The 14,912-nt window shown below is 61.1% G+C and carries 14 protein-coding genes and 1 riboswitch; of the genes, 8 read left to right on the top strand and 6 right to left on the bottom strand.

The genetic code is table 11. The annotated features are described in order from the left end of the window. The first annotated feature begins 9 nt into the window (after window positions 1-9). The 3 genes from ABIB48_RS04920 to pabB all read left to right on the top strand — a co-directional run bounded on the left by ABIB48_RS04920 (window position 10) and on the right by pabB (window position 3,500). The gene (locus ABIB48_RS04920) at window positions 10-630 is read left to right on the top strand and encodes a LysE family transporter (protein WP_354212309.1); all 621 of its coding nucleotides are present in this window, start codon (window positions 10-12) and stop codon (window positions 628-630) included. A gap of 166 nt (window positions 631-796) precedes the next feature. Continuing rightward, the gene (locus ABIB48_RS04925; protein ID WP_354212310.1) at window positions 797-1,288 is read left to right on the top strand and encodes a low molecular weight protein-tyrosine-phosphatase; all 492 of its coding nucleotides are present in this window, start codon (window positions 797-799) and stop codon (window positions 1,286-1,288) included. After that, entirely contained in the window at window positions 1,281-3,500 is a 2,220-nt protein-coding gene (gene pabB / locus ABIB48_RS04930) for an aminodeoxychorismate synthase component I (protein WP_354212311.1), read from the top strand. The genes ABIB48_RS04925 and pabB overlap by 8 nt, the downstream gene beginning before the upstream one ends. A 17-nt stretch (window positions 3,501-3,517) precedes the next feature. Here the strand turns inward: pabB and cls are convergent, their stop codons facing one another. Next, window positions 3,518-4,993 (bottom strand): cardiolipin synthase, encoded by a 1,476-nt coding sequence (cls, locus tag ABIB48_RS04935; protein WP_396334221.1) that lies wholly within the window; start codon window positions 4,991-4,993, stop codon window positions 3,518-3,520. A gap of 186 nt (window positions 4,994-5,179) precedes the next feature. Here cls and ABIB48_RS04940 point away from each other — a divergent pair, with 186 nt between their 5' ends. Further along, window positions 5,180-5,785, top strand: a complete 606-nt coding sequence (locus ABIB48_RS04940) for an HdeD family acid-resistance protein (protein ID WP_315913900.1) — start codon at window positions 5,180-5,182, stop codon at window positions 5,783-5,785. A 65-nt stretch (window positions 5,786-5,850) separates the two neighbouring features. Beyond that, entirely contained in the window at window positions 5,851-6,780 is a 930-nt protein-coding gene (locus tag ABIB48_RS04945; protein ID WP_110105208.1) for an aminodeoxychorismate lyase, read from the top strand. Window positions 6,781-6,785: 5 nt separating this feature from the next. Here the strand turns inward: ABIB48_RS04945 and ABIB48_RS04950 are convergent, their stop codons facing one another. Then, the gene (locus ABIB48_RS04950; RefSeq protein WP_354212312.1) at window positions 6,786-7,427 is read right to left on the bottom strand and encodes a Pr6Pr family membrane protein; all 642 of its coding nucleotides are present in this window, start codon (window positions 7,425-7,427) and stop codon (window positions 6,786-6,788) included. A 144-nt stretch (window positions 7,428-7,571) separates the two neighbouring features. Next, window positions 7,572-7,690, top strand: a riboswitch (SAM riboswitch). A 105-nt stretch (window positions 7,691-7,795) separates the two neighbouring features. Between ABIB48_RS04950 and ABIB48_RS04955 the strand changes: the two genes are divergently transcribed. From ABIB48_RS04955 to ABIB48_RS04965, 3 genes are read left to right on the top strand one after another with little or no spacing between them, the layout of a single operon-like run. Continuing rightward, entirely contained in the window at window positions 7,796-8,056 is a 261-nt protein-coding gene (locus tag ABIB48_RS04955; RefSeq protein WP_110105210.1) for a DUF1737 domain-containing protein, read from the top strand. Beyond that, window positions 8,053-8,445: a rhodanese-like domain-containing protein gene (locus tag ABIB48_RS04960; protein WP_354212313.1), complete on the top strand. Its 393-nt coding sequence runs from the start codon at window positions 8,053-8,055 to the stop codon at window positions 8,443-8,445. The genes ABIB48_RS04955 and ABIB48_RS04960 overlap by 4 nt, the downstream gene beginning before the upstream one ends. 10 nt (window positions 8,446-8,455) lie before the next feature. Then, a complete protein-coding gene (locus ABIB48_RS04965; RefSeq protein WP_354212314.1) occupies window positions 8,456-9,667 on the top strand; it encodes an O-succinylhomoserine sulfhydrylase in 1,212 nt (403 codons plus the stop codon). A 41-nt stretch (window positions 9,668-9,708) separates the two neighbouring features. Here the strand turns inward: ABIB48_RS04965 and ABIB48_RS04970 are convergent, their stop codons facing one another. From ABIB48_RS04970 to ABIB48_RS04985, 4 genes are all read right to left on the bottom strand, one after another. Continuing rightward, the gene (locus ABIB48_RS04970) at window positions 9,709-11,241 is read right to left on the bottom strand and encodes a UDP-N-acetylglucosamine 1-carboxyvinyltransferase (RefSeq protein ID WP_110105213.1); all 1,533 of its coding nucleotides are present in this window, start codon (window positions 11,239-11,241) and stop codon (window positions 9,709-9,711) included. Window positions 11,242-11,507: 266 nt separating this feature from the next. Further along, a complete protein-coding gene (locus ABIB48_RS04975) occupies window positions 11,508-12,461 on the bottom strand; it encodes an L-lactate dehydrogenase (RefSeq protein ID WP_110105214.1) in 954 nt (317 codons plus the stop codon). Window positions 12,462-12,580: 119 nt separating this feature from the next. Beyond that, complete coding sequence (locus tag ABIB48_RS04980) at window positions 12,581-13,375, bottom strand: energy-coupling factor transporter transmembrane component T family protein (RefSeq protein WP_110105215.1); 795 nt, start codon at window positions 13,373-13,375, stop codon at window positions 12,581-12,583. Next, complete coding sequence (locus ABIB48_RS04985; protein ID WP_354212315.1) at window positions 13,372-14,910, bottom strand: ABC transporter ATP-binding protein; 1,539 nt, start codon at window positions 14,908-14,910, stop codon at window positions 13,372-13,374. Before ABIB48_RS04985 ends, ABIB48_RS04980 begins: the two co-directional genes overlap by 4 nt. Between the last annotated feature and the right edge of the window lie 2 nt (window positions 14,911-14,912).

Here is a 14,912-nt window from a genome sequence, read left to right on the forward strand (position 1 = left end):
GATTACCCAGTGCAACTCTCCCTCTGGCTGGCCCTTGTCGGCGCCGGCGCCATGATCAGCCTGACCCCGGGCGCAGGCGCCATCAACACCATGTCCAACGCTCTCACCTCTGGGTTCCGGCGCTCCTTTTGGGGCATCCTTGGCCAGCAAGTGGCGCTTGTTATCCATGTGATAGTTGTTGCCGCCGGCGTGGGCATCATCGTCTCCAGCTCGCCGTTCCTGTTCTTGCTGATCCGCTACGTGGGTGCGGCCTACTTGGTTTATCTGGGTATCAGGAAACTGCTGGCGAAGGCTGAGACGGCCGACGCCGGGGACGTACCTGCCGCTGTTGAGCACGGGTTCTCGATGTTCCGCCGCGGGCTGTGGGTCAATCTCCTGAACCCAAAGGCGATCGTCTTCTTCTTGGCGTTCATGCCACAATTCATCCGCCCCTCCGAACCACTGCTGGCCCAATATGTCATTCTGACCGCCACGGTGGTGGTGATTGACATCATCGTGATGTGGTTTGTCTTTGCCGCAGGCGCCAAACAGCTCAAACACCTGACCACCAGCGAGCGCGGTCAACTCATCCTCAACAGGATCTTCGGCATCCTCTTCATCGGCGTGGGCGTGGCACTGGCGCTGGCGTAGCAGCCACCGCGCCCGCACCCCGCTTCCGCACCCCGCTTCCGCGCCCGGCTCCCCCTTCCGCTACCGCCCCCCCCCCACTTCGGCGCCCTTACGACGGGGCGCATAAGTGGGGGGCGGTAGCGCAGACGGCCACCTGTAGCCGCAGTAGCGCCGATAGACTGGCACCATGACCAACCCCTACCGGATCATTACCGTTTGCACCGGCAATATCTGCCGCTCCCCCATGGCTGAGTTCATGCTGGCGCATGCGGCAGCGGAGGCCATGCTGGACGTGGAAGTAGATTCCGCAGGGACCAGTGCGTGGGAAATTGGAAACCCGATCGATCCGAGGGCCAAGAATGTCCTGGCCAAGCACGGCATCACCGCAACGGAGCATGTCGCTCGCACGTTCAACCCCGCCTGGTTCGTCAGCCGGGACCTCATCCTTGCCCTGGACACGGACCACTACGACGCGCTGGCGGCACTGGCCCCCGACGACGCGGCCGCTGCCAAGGTGCACATGCTCCGCTCCTTCGATCCCGAAGCCGCCCACTTGCCAACCGAACAGCAGGGCATTTACGACCCCTGGTACGGAAACGCGCGCGACTTTGACGAAAGCGCGAACCTGATCTCCGCCGCGATCCCCGGCATCCTGGCCCTGGTCCGCGCCCGTGCCTAAGCCCGTCATCATTGCCGTGGACGGGCGATCCGGCGCCGGCAAAACCACCCTTGCCGTGGAACTGGCCACCTTGTTGCGACGCCACCGCAGCATCTCCCTCTTTCATCTTGAAGACATCTACCCCGGCTGGGACGGACTGGCCGGCGGCGTGGAACGCTATATTGAAACTGTCCTGGAGCCCCTGCATTCCGGGAAACCCGCTACATGGACGGCATGGGATTGGGAGGCCAAGCACGACGGCGCCTCCCGCACCACCGAGCTTGCCCCGGTGGTTCTTGTAGAGGGTGTGGGATCTTCCCATGGCAGGGCCAGGGATTTCCTGGACGCCGTCATTTGGGTGGATACGCCCTCCCCCACCAGGAAGAAGCGTGCGCTGGAGCGCGACGGCGAGACCTACGCCCCATTTTGGGATCTTTGGGCTGAGCAGGAGGACCGCCTCCTCGATGACAGTCACCGCCCACAGCTTGCCGATGTGATTGTGGACGGAAGTAATGGTGTGGCCAACGCCCTCGAGGGTGTCTTAACGGCGCTGACCCAGTTACCCAAGCTGGAACACGTGCTCTCCCCGGAACTGGCAGGCCGGCGTGGCCTGGAGTTCTCCGCCGTCAGGATCGAAGGGCTGCCACCTGCCCAGCAGCTGTTCCATTCGCTGTATGGGGCGGCAGAACACGCCATCTGGCTGGATAGTTCAATAGCTGAGACAGGCGGGGCGGCGCAGCCGGCTGGGACAATCAAGCTGGCACGAGATCCTGGGGAGTTCTCGGCAGCAGCCCGTTCCCGCTTTTCCATCATGGCGGATGATTCAGGTTGTTTTGGCCAGCTAGCCCACCACCAGGGCGGGCTGACAACTCTTTCCGCGGGTCAGGTGAGTGCTCATATCAGTGGACAGTTTTTCCCTTGGTTGGACTCGTCGTGGGGGCGCAAGGCCGTGCGCGCTCCGGCTGACTATCCAGGTGACTTTACTTTGGGTTGGCTGGGGTATTTGGGCTACGGTCTCGGCGATCCGGACGGCGTCCAGGCTGCCCCTGCACCTCCGAAAACTGCCGGGCCAAATGACGGGCTACCTACCGGTCCGGATGCTGGGTTGTCTACTGGGCCGGATTCCATTGCTGATGCTGCGCTGATATTCGCAGGCCGCGCCGTGGTTCTTGACCACTGGCAGAACTGCCTCTATGTCCTGACGCTGACAGGCGCCCAGCAGCCCTCGTCACAGCGGGAAGCGCAAGAATTCTTGGAGACCGTCCGCGCAGTTCACGCAGCAGCGCTGGAGAGCCCAGCAGCCCAAACGGAGCAAACCCTCTCGAAAGTGACGCCTGAACCTCAACAGGCACCACAGCAGGCACCACATGGGAAAGCGCCGAAATTCACTAGCAGGGACGGCGAACGCAGCTATAAGAACAAGATCGCGGCGGCACAAGCCCAGATCCGCGACGGCAACTCCTACGAGGTTTGCCTGACAACCACGCTGGAGGCAAACATGCCGGAACGGCTGGATCACTGGGCCACCTACCAGGCTCTGCGCAAGCGCAGCCCGGCCCCGTTCGCAGCGTTCCTCCGGCTCGGTCCGCTGAGCATTGCCAGCACTTCCCCTGAACGTTTCCTGCGCATTGATGCGGCGGGGCTGATGCGTGCCGAGCCTATCAAGGGCACCCGACGGCGTGATCCGGACCCTGCGCTGGATGCCGCGCTCAGGGAGGATTTGGCGTCATCACCCAAGGATCGGGCCGAGAACGTGATGATCGTGGACCTGCTGCGCAATGATCTTTCGCGCTTTGCTGTCCCGGCTTCACTGAGGGTTCCGCGGCTGTGCGCTATTGAAAGTTACGCCACGGTGCACCAGATGGTCAGTACCATCGAGGCGCGGCTGGCCCCGGGCAGTTCGCGAGCCCAAGCAGTGGCTGCCGCATTTCCGGCCGGGTCCATGACGGGTGCGCCGAAGATCAGCACCATGGCCATTTTAAGCCGCCTCGAAGCCGGCCCGCGCGGCGTCTATTCCGGCGCTATCGGCTATTTTTCCCTCAATGCTGCTACTGATTTATCGGTGGTTATCCGCACGCTGGTCCTCCAAGACCTGGACGACGGCGGCACGCACCTTTCGCTGGGGATCGGCGGCGCCATCACGGCAGACTCTGATGACGAGGCGGAGTGGCAGGAGATTCAGGCCAAGGCTCACGGGGTTTTATCCACGCTGGGAGCCGATTTCCCGCGGTAGGCAGCACGGGGCGTTGCCTACTGCAAAGTAGCGGTTAGGCGGGCCACGTTGTCCACATAACGGGCCAGAATTGGGCGTGTGAGCCACTCTTCCAAATGCAGCTCACGTGACATGGAGCGGTAGTGGTCTTCAACAGCGTGCATTTGTTCAACCACTGCGCGGTCGATCATCATGACAGTGACTTCAAGGTTCAGTGAGAAGCTGCGCATGTCCATGTTGGAGGAGCCAATCACGGCAACGTCGTAGTCCACGGTGAAGTGCTTGGCATGGAGCACTAGTGGTTTGGGGTAAAGAAAAATGCGCACCCCGGCCCGCAAGAGCGCCTCGTAATAGGAGCGTTGAGCGTGGTGGACCAGAAACTGGTCACCCACCTCGGAGACGAAGAGTTCCACTTTAATACCGCGTTGCGCTGCGGTGGTGATGGCATAGAGAAGGGAATCATCCGGAACAAAATAGGGGCTGGAGATGGTGATCTGTTTTTCTGCCGAATACAGCAAAGTGTTGAAAAGGCGAAGATTGTTCTCAGTAACAAATCCCGGCCCGCTGGGCACCACCTGGCAGAGGGCTCCACCTTCAAACGTGTCCCAATGGTATGCAGCCATTTGAGATTCAAGATTTTCTTCGGTTTCCGAGGACCAATCAGTGGCGAACATGACGTTCAGGGTGCCAACAATGGGGCCTTCCAAACGTGTCATGAGTTCTACCCACTGACGGCCAACCTTGACGTTACGTTTTTTTCGATAGGAGGGCTCAATGACGTTTTGTGAACCCGTGAAACCCACCCGGCCATCCACCACCAGAATCTTGCGGTGGTTGCGCAGATCCGGCCTGCGCCATTGGCCTTTGACAGGCAGCAGTGGCAGCATGCGCCGCCACTGGATTTTGCTCGCCTTGAGCCGGCGGATCATCCCCAGATAGCCGGGTACCCGCAGTGACCCAATGTGGTCAAAAAGTACCCGCACCCGGACTCCGCGTTCAGCCGCAGCTTCCAGCTCCTGGAACAACCTGTTCGTGCTGGCATCTGAACTCATGATGTAAAACTCGGCGTTGACGTAGTCGGTGGCTTGGCTGATTTCATCGGCCATAAGATCCAAGGACTCCTGGTATCCCTTAATCAGACGGACAGTATTGCCACCAATGGCCGGGAAAAACCCCAGATTCTGGTTCAATTCAATGGCCGATTTAACCCAGGCCGGCCCATCATATTCGGGCACCAAAGACGCAATGCCCTTAGTGCCTTCCATGATGCGCTGGTTGACGGCGTCTTGCTTCTCACGCCGTCGCCGGGAAAGCCGAAAATTGCCGAACATGAGGAAAAGGAGCAACCCTACATAGGGCAGGAAGAAGATGCACAGCAGCCACGCCATGGCAGTAGTGGGGCGCCGGTTTCCCGGAATCACACCCAAAACAACCACTCGGATGCCAAAATCCACCAGTACAATCAGCGCAGACAGCCAGACACTGCCTGTGGGCAGGCTAAACGCCGTCCAAATCACGCATGCCTCCTAGCTAAACCGGCTTTTCAGCCGCGAGTGACAATAGCCTAACGGCTCTTTCGCACAGGCCCACTCGCAACGCTGGCCGTGTGACGTGCGCCAGCTGTGACTTGCTGTGCTCGGGTGAGGTGCTGCGGCTATGCTGAGCATAATTTGAACTTCCCGAAGTGAGGATGTAGCGCCATGAGCAGCTCAAACAATCCAACCGTCAGCATGGACGTTTTTGCCTTAGATCCGCAAAAAATCACGGAGAAGGCAGTAAAGGGTTTGCGCCTAGCCTTTGCCATTAGCGGCGTTGCGGCCTTGGTTCTCGGTATTATCCTGCTGTTGTGGCCCACCAAGACTCTGGCTGTGGTGGCCGTAATCTTAGGCATCAACTTCCTCATCACTGGTGGTATCAAGGTAGCTGTTGGCATCTTTAGCCACAGCCTTTCCGCCGGGATGCGGATCCTGGATGTTCTCTTGGGCCTGTTCGTGATGGTTGCCGGCATCATCGCCCTGCGTAACTCGGCCGCGACGGGCGAGCTCCTGCTGGTATTCACCGTCATCATGATCGGCATCGGCTGGATTATTGAAGGCATCATCGCCATGGCCGAAGCCGGCAAGGGCCCCACCCGCACCTGGGCCATCGTGTTCGGCGCCATCAGCGTGGTAGCCGGCATCACGGTGCTCGCTGTTCCCGTCTGGACCGCACAATGGCTGTTGCTGATAACAGCCATCATGCTGATCATCTTGGGTGTGGTGGGCCTGGTCCGTGCCTTCACCTTCGGCAAGTCCCTCACACGCTAGTACGACTGCGAGGGACCCAGACCGAGGCACGAGGGCAGGGAGCGGGTGGGGATAAGATCTCAGTCATGACAACTCTGGTTTTCTTGGACCCCGCCCACCCGGCCGGCCGCGTTGCAGACGCCACCGTTCCCAACATTCTGGTTACGGATCAGGGGCTCACCCGCGGTGACGGGATCTTTGAATCCATGCTCGCTATTGATGGGGAGCCACGCAAAATCCGGGCTCATTTAGATCGCCTTGCCGTCTCGGCCAGCACCATGGACCTACTCATCCCTGACGCCGGGGTGTGGCAGGCGGCAATTACGACGGCGCTCACAGCTTATGCTGCCGGGGCACCAGAGGATTCCGCAGACCACGGTGCAAGCAACGAATCTCGCCAGTGCGTGGTTCGCCTTATCGCTACCCGAGGCCCCGAGGGCGCCAACTCCCCCACAGCGTGGGTCACGGTCAGCCCGGTGTCCGCCTCGTTGGCTGCCCAGCGGGAGAAGGGCTTGGCCGTGCTCTTGTTGGAGCGTGGCTATGACAGCGATATTGCAGCCCGTGCCCCTTGGCTTTTGATGGGCGCCAAAACACTCTCCTACGCCGTGAACATGGCCGCACTTCGGCACGCACACCACCAGGGCGCGGATGACGTGATCTTCACCAGCGGTGACGGGCTCGTGTTGGAAGGGCCCACATCGTCAGTTCTTCTAGCACACGTTAGTGACGATTCCGGCGTACCGCTCAAGCGGCTCATCACCCCGCATTTGGACACCGGGATACTGCCCGGCACCACGCAGGGCGCACTGTTCGCAGCTGCGCAGGAAGCCGGGTGGGAGCTGGGTTACGGTCCACTAACACCTGCCGATCTGCTGGATGCCGACGCCGTGTGGCTCATTTCCAGCCTGCGGCTACTGGCGCCCGTGACCACCATTGACGGGAAGGAAATCGGCACGGCCGCCATCCGAGCCGAGCTTACGGCGGAACTATCGGCGCTCCTGGCCACCACGTTGTAAACACATCAGTTCGACTGACCGCTGGGCACAGGCCTAACAAGCGGGCGGAGCTTGTTGCCCAGAAGAATCAGCACCGCGCTGGCGATCAGGAAGGCTACCGCGATCCCCACACAACTGAGCAGCACGGCGCCGTAGCCCCCGTTGCCGGGGTTCAAGAAGGGATAGGCGTACCAGTCCGTGGCGGCGCCCCGAATCAGGGAATAGGCCAAATATGCCAGCGGAAACAGCACTGCAACACCCAACCGGGTCAGCGGGATGGGCCGGCGCGGCGGTTGGATCAACCAATCCGCGACAACCGCAATGGGCATGATGTAGTGCAGCCAGGTATTGATCCAGGGCAGGAGCGCGCCGAGATCCACCTCGCGCAACAGGGCGGTGAACACGATCCCCACCAGGGCCATGCACACCACCGATACGCACCGCAGAACCTGCCAAGCCGGGCCCAGCTCCTTCCCGCGCCAGGTCAGTACTGACTCCGTGAGCAGGACGGCGGCGGCAAGAATATTGGACAGGTTCGTGAAGTAGCTGAAGAAGTTCAACACGTTGAAACCGTGGCTCAGGTGAATGCCAAATTGGATGCCCACTGCCACAAGAGTGAACGCGCCGAAGAGAAACCGTAGTGCCGCCAACAATCGCCGAGTTGTCATGGGTTTCATCATGTCATGGACGCGGCAGAGATATCAGGTCCGTCCCGCCACCATGTGAACGGATATCTGGGTGTCGCCGTCATGTTTGTGCACACTGGCAGGTTCTTCACCGGACCCGGCACGTGGTGTGCTACTTTCAAGGTGAGTAATGAGTGCCAGCGTTAAGCCCTGACTTGCTGGCCGGCAACCCTCTTTCCGGCGGGGTGCCTCAGGTGACTACTCGGCAAACCAGCTACCTAGGCTGGCGTTTGCAAGCGTGAACTTTCCTTGTGGTGCGGGCTCAAGAGCGGACATTTACAACCAACTCTTCGTCAACTGCCACCAGCTCCCGTTTGCAACGCGCAGCCATTTGCAATGAGGAGAGAACCATGACCGCGGACGAATCCCCCCTGGCCTACCGGCTCATCACCGGCCCTGATGACCGCTCTTTTTGCGAGCGCATTTCCACCGCCCTTGCCGACGGCTATGTGCTGCACGGCGGCCCCGCCCTCACCTACAACGGCACCAGCGTCATTTGCGCGCAGGCCGTGATTCTTCCGCAGGCCGTGGCCAGCAGCGATGCCGCCGTCGCCACTGCCGTGGATGATCTCGACGCCGAACTTGAGTTTGATGGCGAGGGCATCGCATGAGCTACGCGGGAGATGTGAGCCCGGGCGCAGCCTGGGAAGCTGTAGCCGCGGGGGCAACACTCGTGGATGTACGGACAGCGGGCGAATGGGCACACATTGGCGTCCCCGACACCTCAACGCTGAAATCAGAACCGGTTTTTATCCAGTGGAATCTCGCCGCGGGCGCCCGCAACCCTGATTTTCTGGCAGAGCTGGCGGCAGCAGTACCCCCGGAAAAGCAGCTGATAGTGCTGTGCCGCTCCGGTGCCCGCTCTATTGCCGCCGCCGAAGCAGCCACAGCCGCCGGGTACACCGCCTACAACGTACTTGAAGGCTTTGAAGGAGAAACTGATCCCTACGGAGATCGGATTCTCAACGGCTGGAAGAACCGCAACCTCCCCTGGCGCTAAGGAAATATCATTGAGCAACTTTAATGAGCACGCAGCCACTTGGGGGCAGGACACCCAGGCGGTACGCGGCGGGCTTGACCGCAGCAATTTTCAAGAAACCTCCGAAGCCCTCTTTTTGAACTCCGGATTTGTCTACGAATCGGCGGAAGCTGCCGAGCAGGCGTTCACGGGCGAGGTGGACCGCTTCGTGTATTCGCGCTACGGCAACCCGAGCGTGGCAACCTTCCAGGAACGGCTGCGGCTGTTGGAAGGAAAAGAGGCGTGCTTTGCGACGGCGTCGGGCATGTCAGCCGTATTCACCGCCTTGGGTGCCTTATTAGCAGCCGGGGACCGAGTGGTGGCAGCACGGTCCCTGTTCGGCTCCTGCTTTGTGATTCTGAATGAGCTGCTGCCGCGGTGGGGTGTGGAGACCGTATTTGTTGACGGGCCGGAACTGGATCAGTGGCGCGAGGCCTTATCGGTGCCCACCACGGCCGTTTTCTTCGAGTCACCGTCGAACCCCATGCAGGAAATCATTGACGTGGCAGCTGTGTGCGATCTAGCTCATACCGCTGGCGCGCAGGTGGTGGCCGACAACGTCTTCGCAACTCCCTTGTTGCAGCGTTGCGGCGATTTCGGCGCGGACATCATCGTCTATTCGGGCACCAAGCACATTGATGGCCAGGGCCGGGTGTTGGGTGGCGCAATCCTCGGCACCAAGGAGTTCATCGAAGGGCCCGTCAAGAACCTGATGCGCCACACGGGCCCGGCGCTCTCCGCGTTCAACGCATGGGTGCTCACCAAGGGCCTGGAAACCATGAATCTGCGGGTTACACACTCGTGCAGCAATGCCTTGGCACTCGGAGAATTCCTTGAAGCCCAACCGCAGGTGGCACGCGTGCTGTACCCGCATCTGCCGTCCCACCCGCAGTATGATTTGGCCAAAAAGCAAATGAAGGCCGGAGGCACGGTGCTGACATTTGAGCTGGCTCAGCCAGTGTCGGGTACTCGCAAGGATGCCGCGTTTGCGCTGCTGAACGCGCTGTCCGTGATCGATATTTCCAATAACTTAGGGGATGCGAAGTCTCTCATCACTCATCCGGCCACAACCACGCACCGTGCCATGGGGCCCGAGGGGCGCGCCGCGATCGGTCTCAGCGACGGGTTCTTGCGCCTGTCGGTGGGATTGGAGGATGTGGATGATTTGAAGCTGGATCTCGCGGTGGCCCTGGCGGCCATTTAGGCTGGCCAAAACAGCAGTGGCAAGGCCGCTGGCGTTTGTACTCAGTCTTGGAAGTACTCGATCTCGGCGCCAATGGTGTTCAACCGCTCGGCCAGATCTTCGTAGCCGCGCTCAATCACATATATGTTGCGCAATTCAGAAGTGCCCTTGGCGGCGAGCATGGCCAGCAGGATGCAGGCGGCCGGACGCAGTGCCGGCGGGCAGCCAATCTCGGCGGCACGCCACGCAACGGGGCCCTTGATGTCAATGCGGTGCGGATCCAACAGGCGGACGCCGGCGCCGAGGCGGTTCAGTTCCGTCAGGTAGATGGCCCGGTTCTCGTAAACCCAATCGTGGATGAGCGTGGTGCCCTCGGCGCAGGAGGCAATCACGGCGAAGAACGGCAGGTTGTCAATGTTCAGGCCCGGGAATGGCATGGGATGGATCTTATCCGGGGCAGCCTTTAGCTCGGACGGCAAAGTGGTGATATCCACGAGCCGTGTCTTGCCGTTGCGGGCCATATATTCAGCCGATTTAAGGTAACAAAAACCCATCTGCTCGAGGACCTTCAGCTCAATTTCCATGAACTCGATCGGCACGCGGCGGACCGTGACCTTGGACTTGGTCACGATGCCGGCGGTGATTAGGCTCATGGCCTCGATGGGGTCCTCTGATGGGGCGTACTCAATGTCAACGTCAATCACTGACTTGCCCTTGATGGTCAGCGTGGTGGAACCAACACCGTCCACCGAGATGCCCAGACCCTGCAAGTAGAAGCAGAGGTCCTGGACCATGTAATTGGGGCTGGCATTGCGGATGACAGTGGTTCCGCTACGCAGTGCCGCAGCCATGATGGCATTTTCCGTGACAGTGTCCCCACGCTCGGTCAGGACAAAAGTGCGGTCTTCGGCATCGCTGACAGGTGCCTGTACCTGGTAGAAACCGTCATGTGCGTTGACGATGAGGCCGAATTCACGCAGCGCCTGCATGTGCGGCTCCACCGTGCGGGTGCCAAGGTCGCAGCCGCCGGCGTAAGGGATACGGTACGGGTTAGCTTCATCAAGGAGTGGGCCCAGCAGCATGATGACGCTCCGGGTGCGCTTGGCTGCGGCAACATCCATGGCAGCTAAGTTCAAAACGGCAGGGCGGCGGATCTGGAGGTCGTTGTCTTCGAGCCAACGGCACTGGACCCCGATGGATGTCAGAAGTTCAACAATGCGGTTGACCTCTTCAATGCGAGCTACACGGCGCAACGTGGTGGTGCCGCGGTTGAGCAGACTGGCGCACAGCAGGGCCACTCCCGCATTCTTGCTGGTGTTCACATCAACGCTTCCGGAGAGTTCACGCCCACCGCGCACGCGCAAATGGGTGACCTCGTTCTTACTGACCGCCCCCAGGCTGACCAGATTGGCCTCCAAGAGCGCTTCCATGCGTTGGATCATTTTCAGGCTCAGGTTCTGTTTGCCCTGTTCCATCCTGGCTACAGCACTCTGACTTGTCCCCAACTGGGTTGCCAGTTCGCCTTGGGTCCAACCTTTTTCATTACGTGCGTCTCGCACCAACACACCAACGGTTTCTGCAGCCACTTGAGTCATAACAACTTTTATATCACAGGATGCATATTATATAGGAATTATGTGACCTGATGGTCAATTATGGCAAAAAACCTCTAAATTAACCGTTGCATGCGATAAATCCAGGCCGCTCCAGTCCAAGCTGGCAGGCTCTCCCTTTACGGTACCCCGGCTTGTGCCAGCTGCCCCACACAACGCCCATTACACGCCCAACGCTTAACCAAACACTTGCCCACATTGGCCCGCTGCCGCCCTTGAACCGCAGCGGGCACAGAAAATTACGGGGTCTAGGAAAAGAGCGCGATGCTTGCGGCCAACGTTTCCGCCGAGTGCTGGAGCTGTTCAGCCTCGCGCTCATCCAGATGGGTGTCCAAGACCCGCTGCACTCCACCAGCTCCAACAACTGAGGGCACGCTCAGGGCCACACCATCAATACCGCGGTAGCCGTGGAGGACGCTGGAGACAGGCAGAATACTGCGTTCATTTTGCAACACAGCCTCCACGATGCGGGCACCGGAAAGCCCTATGGCGTAGTTCGTGGCACCCTTTCCGGCAATGACCTTGTAGGCGGCGTGGACCACGTCATGAGTGATGGTTTCGAGCCGTTCGCGGGGAAAGAGCAAGCCTTTAGCGCCATCAGTCCACTGCGAGAGTGGAGTCTGCCCAATAGTGGCAGAGGACCACAACGGAAATTCGGTATCACCGTGTTCGCCAATGATCAGCGCGTGCACGCTCTGCGGCGCAACGGCCGCCGCCTCGGCTACGATCCAGCGCAACCGGGAGGAGTCCAGCACCGTCCCGGAGCTGAAAATCCGCCCGGGAGGCAGGTTGGTGATGCGTTCGGCTACAGCGGTGAGCACATCGCACGGGTTTGTGACAAGGATGAAAACGGCGTTGGGCGCCAGCGCCACCATGGGCGGCAGCATCTTTTCCAGGATGCCCACATTGACCTCAGCCAGCTGCAGCCGGGTCTGCCCCGGTTCCTGCTTGGCCCCCGCAGTGATGACGATGACGTCCGAATCGGCCACCAAATTTATGTCACTGCCGCCGGTGATTCGTGAGGATCCGGTAAAGGGCGTGCCGTGGGCCAAATCCAAAACTTCGGCATCAACCTTGGCCGTGGCAATGTCATAGAGCACCACCTCGCGGGCGGATCCACGGATCAGGGCGGCGTAGGCCAGTGAGGTCCCGACACTGCCGGCGCCAACAATGGTCAGTTTGGTACTGCGAGGGATAGTCATGCTCCAAGTATCCCCGCCCAGCCGGACAGACACGGATTATGTCCTAGCACTTCAGCCAGAGCGCAAATCCCGTTCCCCGCGTGCACGCCGCGGGGAACGGTGCGTTAAAGCCGGAACTATCAGAACACTGGATTCCAGGTGCCCAGTACGACGGCGGCGCTCACTGACACGCCGGCGATCACCAATCCTGTGGCCACCACCGCGATGTCGATATGGCTGAAGGTCGATTCACGGGCCCAGGTCCGCTCACCCGTACCGAAGCCCTTCGCCTCCATGGTCACTGCCAACCGCGATGCCCGCCGAACAGCCTGCACCAGCAACGCCATGGCCTGTCCCAGTTGCGCCTTTAACCGGCTGAACAGCCCGGAAGCGCCGCCCACACCACGTGCGCGGCGTGCCATCCCCAACGTTTGCCATTCGGCCACAAGCAACCCCACTAGGCGCATCGCTGCGAGCGCGCCCAGTACAAAGCGATGGGGCAGGCGCAGCTTTTGGGCCAGCGCATCGGCCAAATCAGTGGGGTCGGTGGAGGCCAGTACGATGATCCCAGGCAGGGCAATCGCCAGACCACGCAAGGCGATAGCCACGCCAGCCTCCAGGGATCCGGTGCTGAAGGTGACCGGGCCCAAGGCCAGCAGCAGTTCACCGGTCTTGGGCGCCAAAAGAGCTGTTCCGTAGCCACCCACCAGGGAAGCCAGCAGGATGGGCCAGCCGCGGGTCAGTAGCATTCGCAGGCTCAATCCAGCCAGCGGCAGAAGTATGCATTCGAGTACGAGTGCCACCGTGGCAGAGACCCAGTCCACACTCACCAGCAACACCACGGTCAGGGCCATTCCGGCTCCGAGCTTCGCCAACGGGTTGGCCCGGGCCAGCAGTGCGGTGGACCGCGGTGTAGCAATAATGTCAACGCTCATCGCTGCGCCATCCTTGCAGCCGCCTGCGCTCCGGCAAGGTCCGCTGGTGCGCCCAAGACCAGCCGCTCCCCACCGAGCACTGCGCTGAAGGCGGCGTCATGCGTCACCGACACCACGGCCGTGCCTGCATCCAGCAGCTCCGTTAACAAGGAGGCCAGCTCGGCCCACGTGTTCGCGTCCTGTCCAAACGTAGGCTCGTCCAAGACCAGGAGTTGTGGGCTCGCCGCCAGCACTGTTGCCACTGACAGCCGCCGCTTCTCCCCACCCGAAAGTGTGAACGGGTTGGCGTCCGCTAAGTGTTCCAGCCGTAGGCGCACCAGTAGTTCATCCACGGTATCCTCGCCACGGCCTAGCAGCCTCGGCGCAAACAACAGCTCATCCCGGACCGTACCAGCAACAAATTGGTGCTCGGGTTCCTGAAAGACGGTGCCAATCCGGCTGATCAAATCCCGTCCACGCCATTTCAGCGGCTCGGGCCCGGCACCGCGCGCCAAGGGTTCCAGCGCAGCCAAGTGACCACTCACTGGGGCCAGCAGCCCGGCCAGGGTCAGTGCCAGCGTTGACTTTCCAGACCCATTGGGGCCGGTCACACTCAGCGCTTGCCCGGCACGCACCTGCACTGAAGGCACCACGGCCGCCGGTACCACCGGGCGGCGCTTGCGTCCCTTGGTGCGGGAGAGCGCCAAAGCCTCCGCCTCTAACAGCAGGGGGTGCCCGGCGTCGGACGGGTTGGTGATGCGGGCACGGACTTCCGGGACGTGGCCAGGAACCCAAATACCAGCCTTGGCCAGTAAGTCCCGGCTCTGGGCAAGAACCGTGGCGGGAGGACCGTCGAACAGCACGCCACCGGGCTCTCCCAGGGCGGCCGGAGCCAACACCACTATCCTGTCCACCACCTCCAGCCAGACGGAGACGCGGTGCTCCACCACAACCAGGGTGGCCCCGGTTTCATCGAGGCTGCGGCGCACGGCGTCACGGACCTCCACCACACCGGCCGGATCCAGGTTGGCGGTGGGCTCATCGAGCAGCAGCAGGCCGGGCCGCATGGCCAAAATACCGGCTAGTCCCAGGCGCTGCTTCTGCCCGCCGGAGAGTGCGGAGCTGGAGTGGTCCAGTGGCAGGTTCAGGCCCACCGACTCCAAGGCAGCCGGGACGCGGCGCCAAATTTCCTCGCGCGGCACGGCAAGGTTTTCAGCGCCGAAGGCAACGTCGTCACCAATGCGTGAGAGCACCACCTGAGCATCAGGGTCCTGCTGCATGAGCCCGGTACGGCCGCGCGATTCGTGCACAGGGCGCCCGTCAATGAGCAGCTCACCCATCTCATTGGCGTCCTCGTCATCCCCGAGCACACCGGCTAGGGCGTGCAGCAAGGTTGATTTTCCGGCACCCGAAGGGCCCAGCAGCAGTACGCGTTCACCCGGGGAGATTTCCAAATCCAGGCCGTGGAGGGCTTGGTTGTTCCGGCCCGAATGCTGCCAGCCCCACCCCCTGACAGAGACCTGTACTGGTGCACCGCGGTTCTGCACGATGGCCATGA

Origin of the sequence: Arthrobacter sp. UYCu511, from assembly GCF_040547105.1 — a bacterium.
Classification (GTDB): Bacteria; Actinomycetota; Actinomycetes; order Actinomycetales; family Micrococcaceae; genus Specibacter; species Specibacter psychrochitiniphilus.

Coding starts and splice junctions, on each gene's coding strand:
- ABIB48_RS04950 (WP_354212312.1), bottom strand. CDS start 7,427: ATGACAACTCGGCGATTGTTGGCGGCACTACGGTTTCTCTTCGGCGCG.
- ABIB48_RS04960 (WP_354212313.1), top strand. CDS start 8,053: ATGAGCTACGCGGGAGATGTGAGCCCGGGCGCAGCCTGGGAAGCTGTA.
- ABIB48_RS04940 (WP_315913900.1), top strand. CDS start 5,180: ATGAGCAGCTCAAACAATCCAACCGTCAGCATGGACGTTTTTGCCTTA.
- ABIB48_RS04945 (WP_110105208.1), top strand. CDS start 5,851: ATGACAACTCTGGTTTTCTTGGACCCCGCCCACCCGGCCGGCCGCGTT.
- ABIB48_RS04985 (WP_354212315.1), bottom strand. CDS start 14,910: ATGGCCATCGTGCAGAACCGCGGTGCACCAGTACAGGTCTCTGTCAGG.
- ABIB48_RS04970 (WP_110105213.1), bottom strand. CDS start 11,241: ATGACTCAAGTGGCTGCAGAAACCGTTGGTGTGTTGGTGCGAGACGCA.
- ABIB48_RS04980 (WP_110105215.1), bottom strand. CDS start 13,375: ATGAGCGTTGACATTATTGCTACACCGCGGTCCACCGCACTGCTGGCC.
- ABIB48_RS04955 (WP_110105210.1), top strand. CDS start 7,796: ATGACCGCGGACGAATCCCCCCTGGCCTACCGGCTCATCACCGGCCCT.
- ABIB48_RS04975 (WP_110105214.1), bottom strand. CDS start 12,461: ATGACTATCCCTCGCAGTACCAAACTGACCATTGTTGGCGCCGGCAGT.
- ABIB48_RS04925 (WP_354212310.1), top strand. CDS start 797: ATGACCAACCCCTACCGGATCATTACCGTTTGCACCGGCAATATCTGC.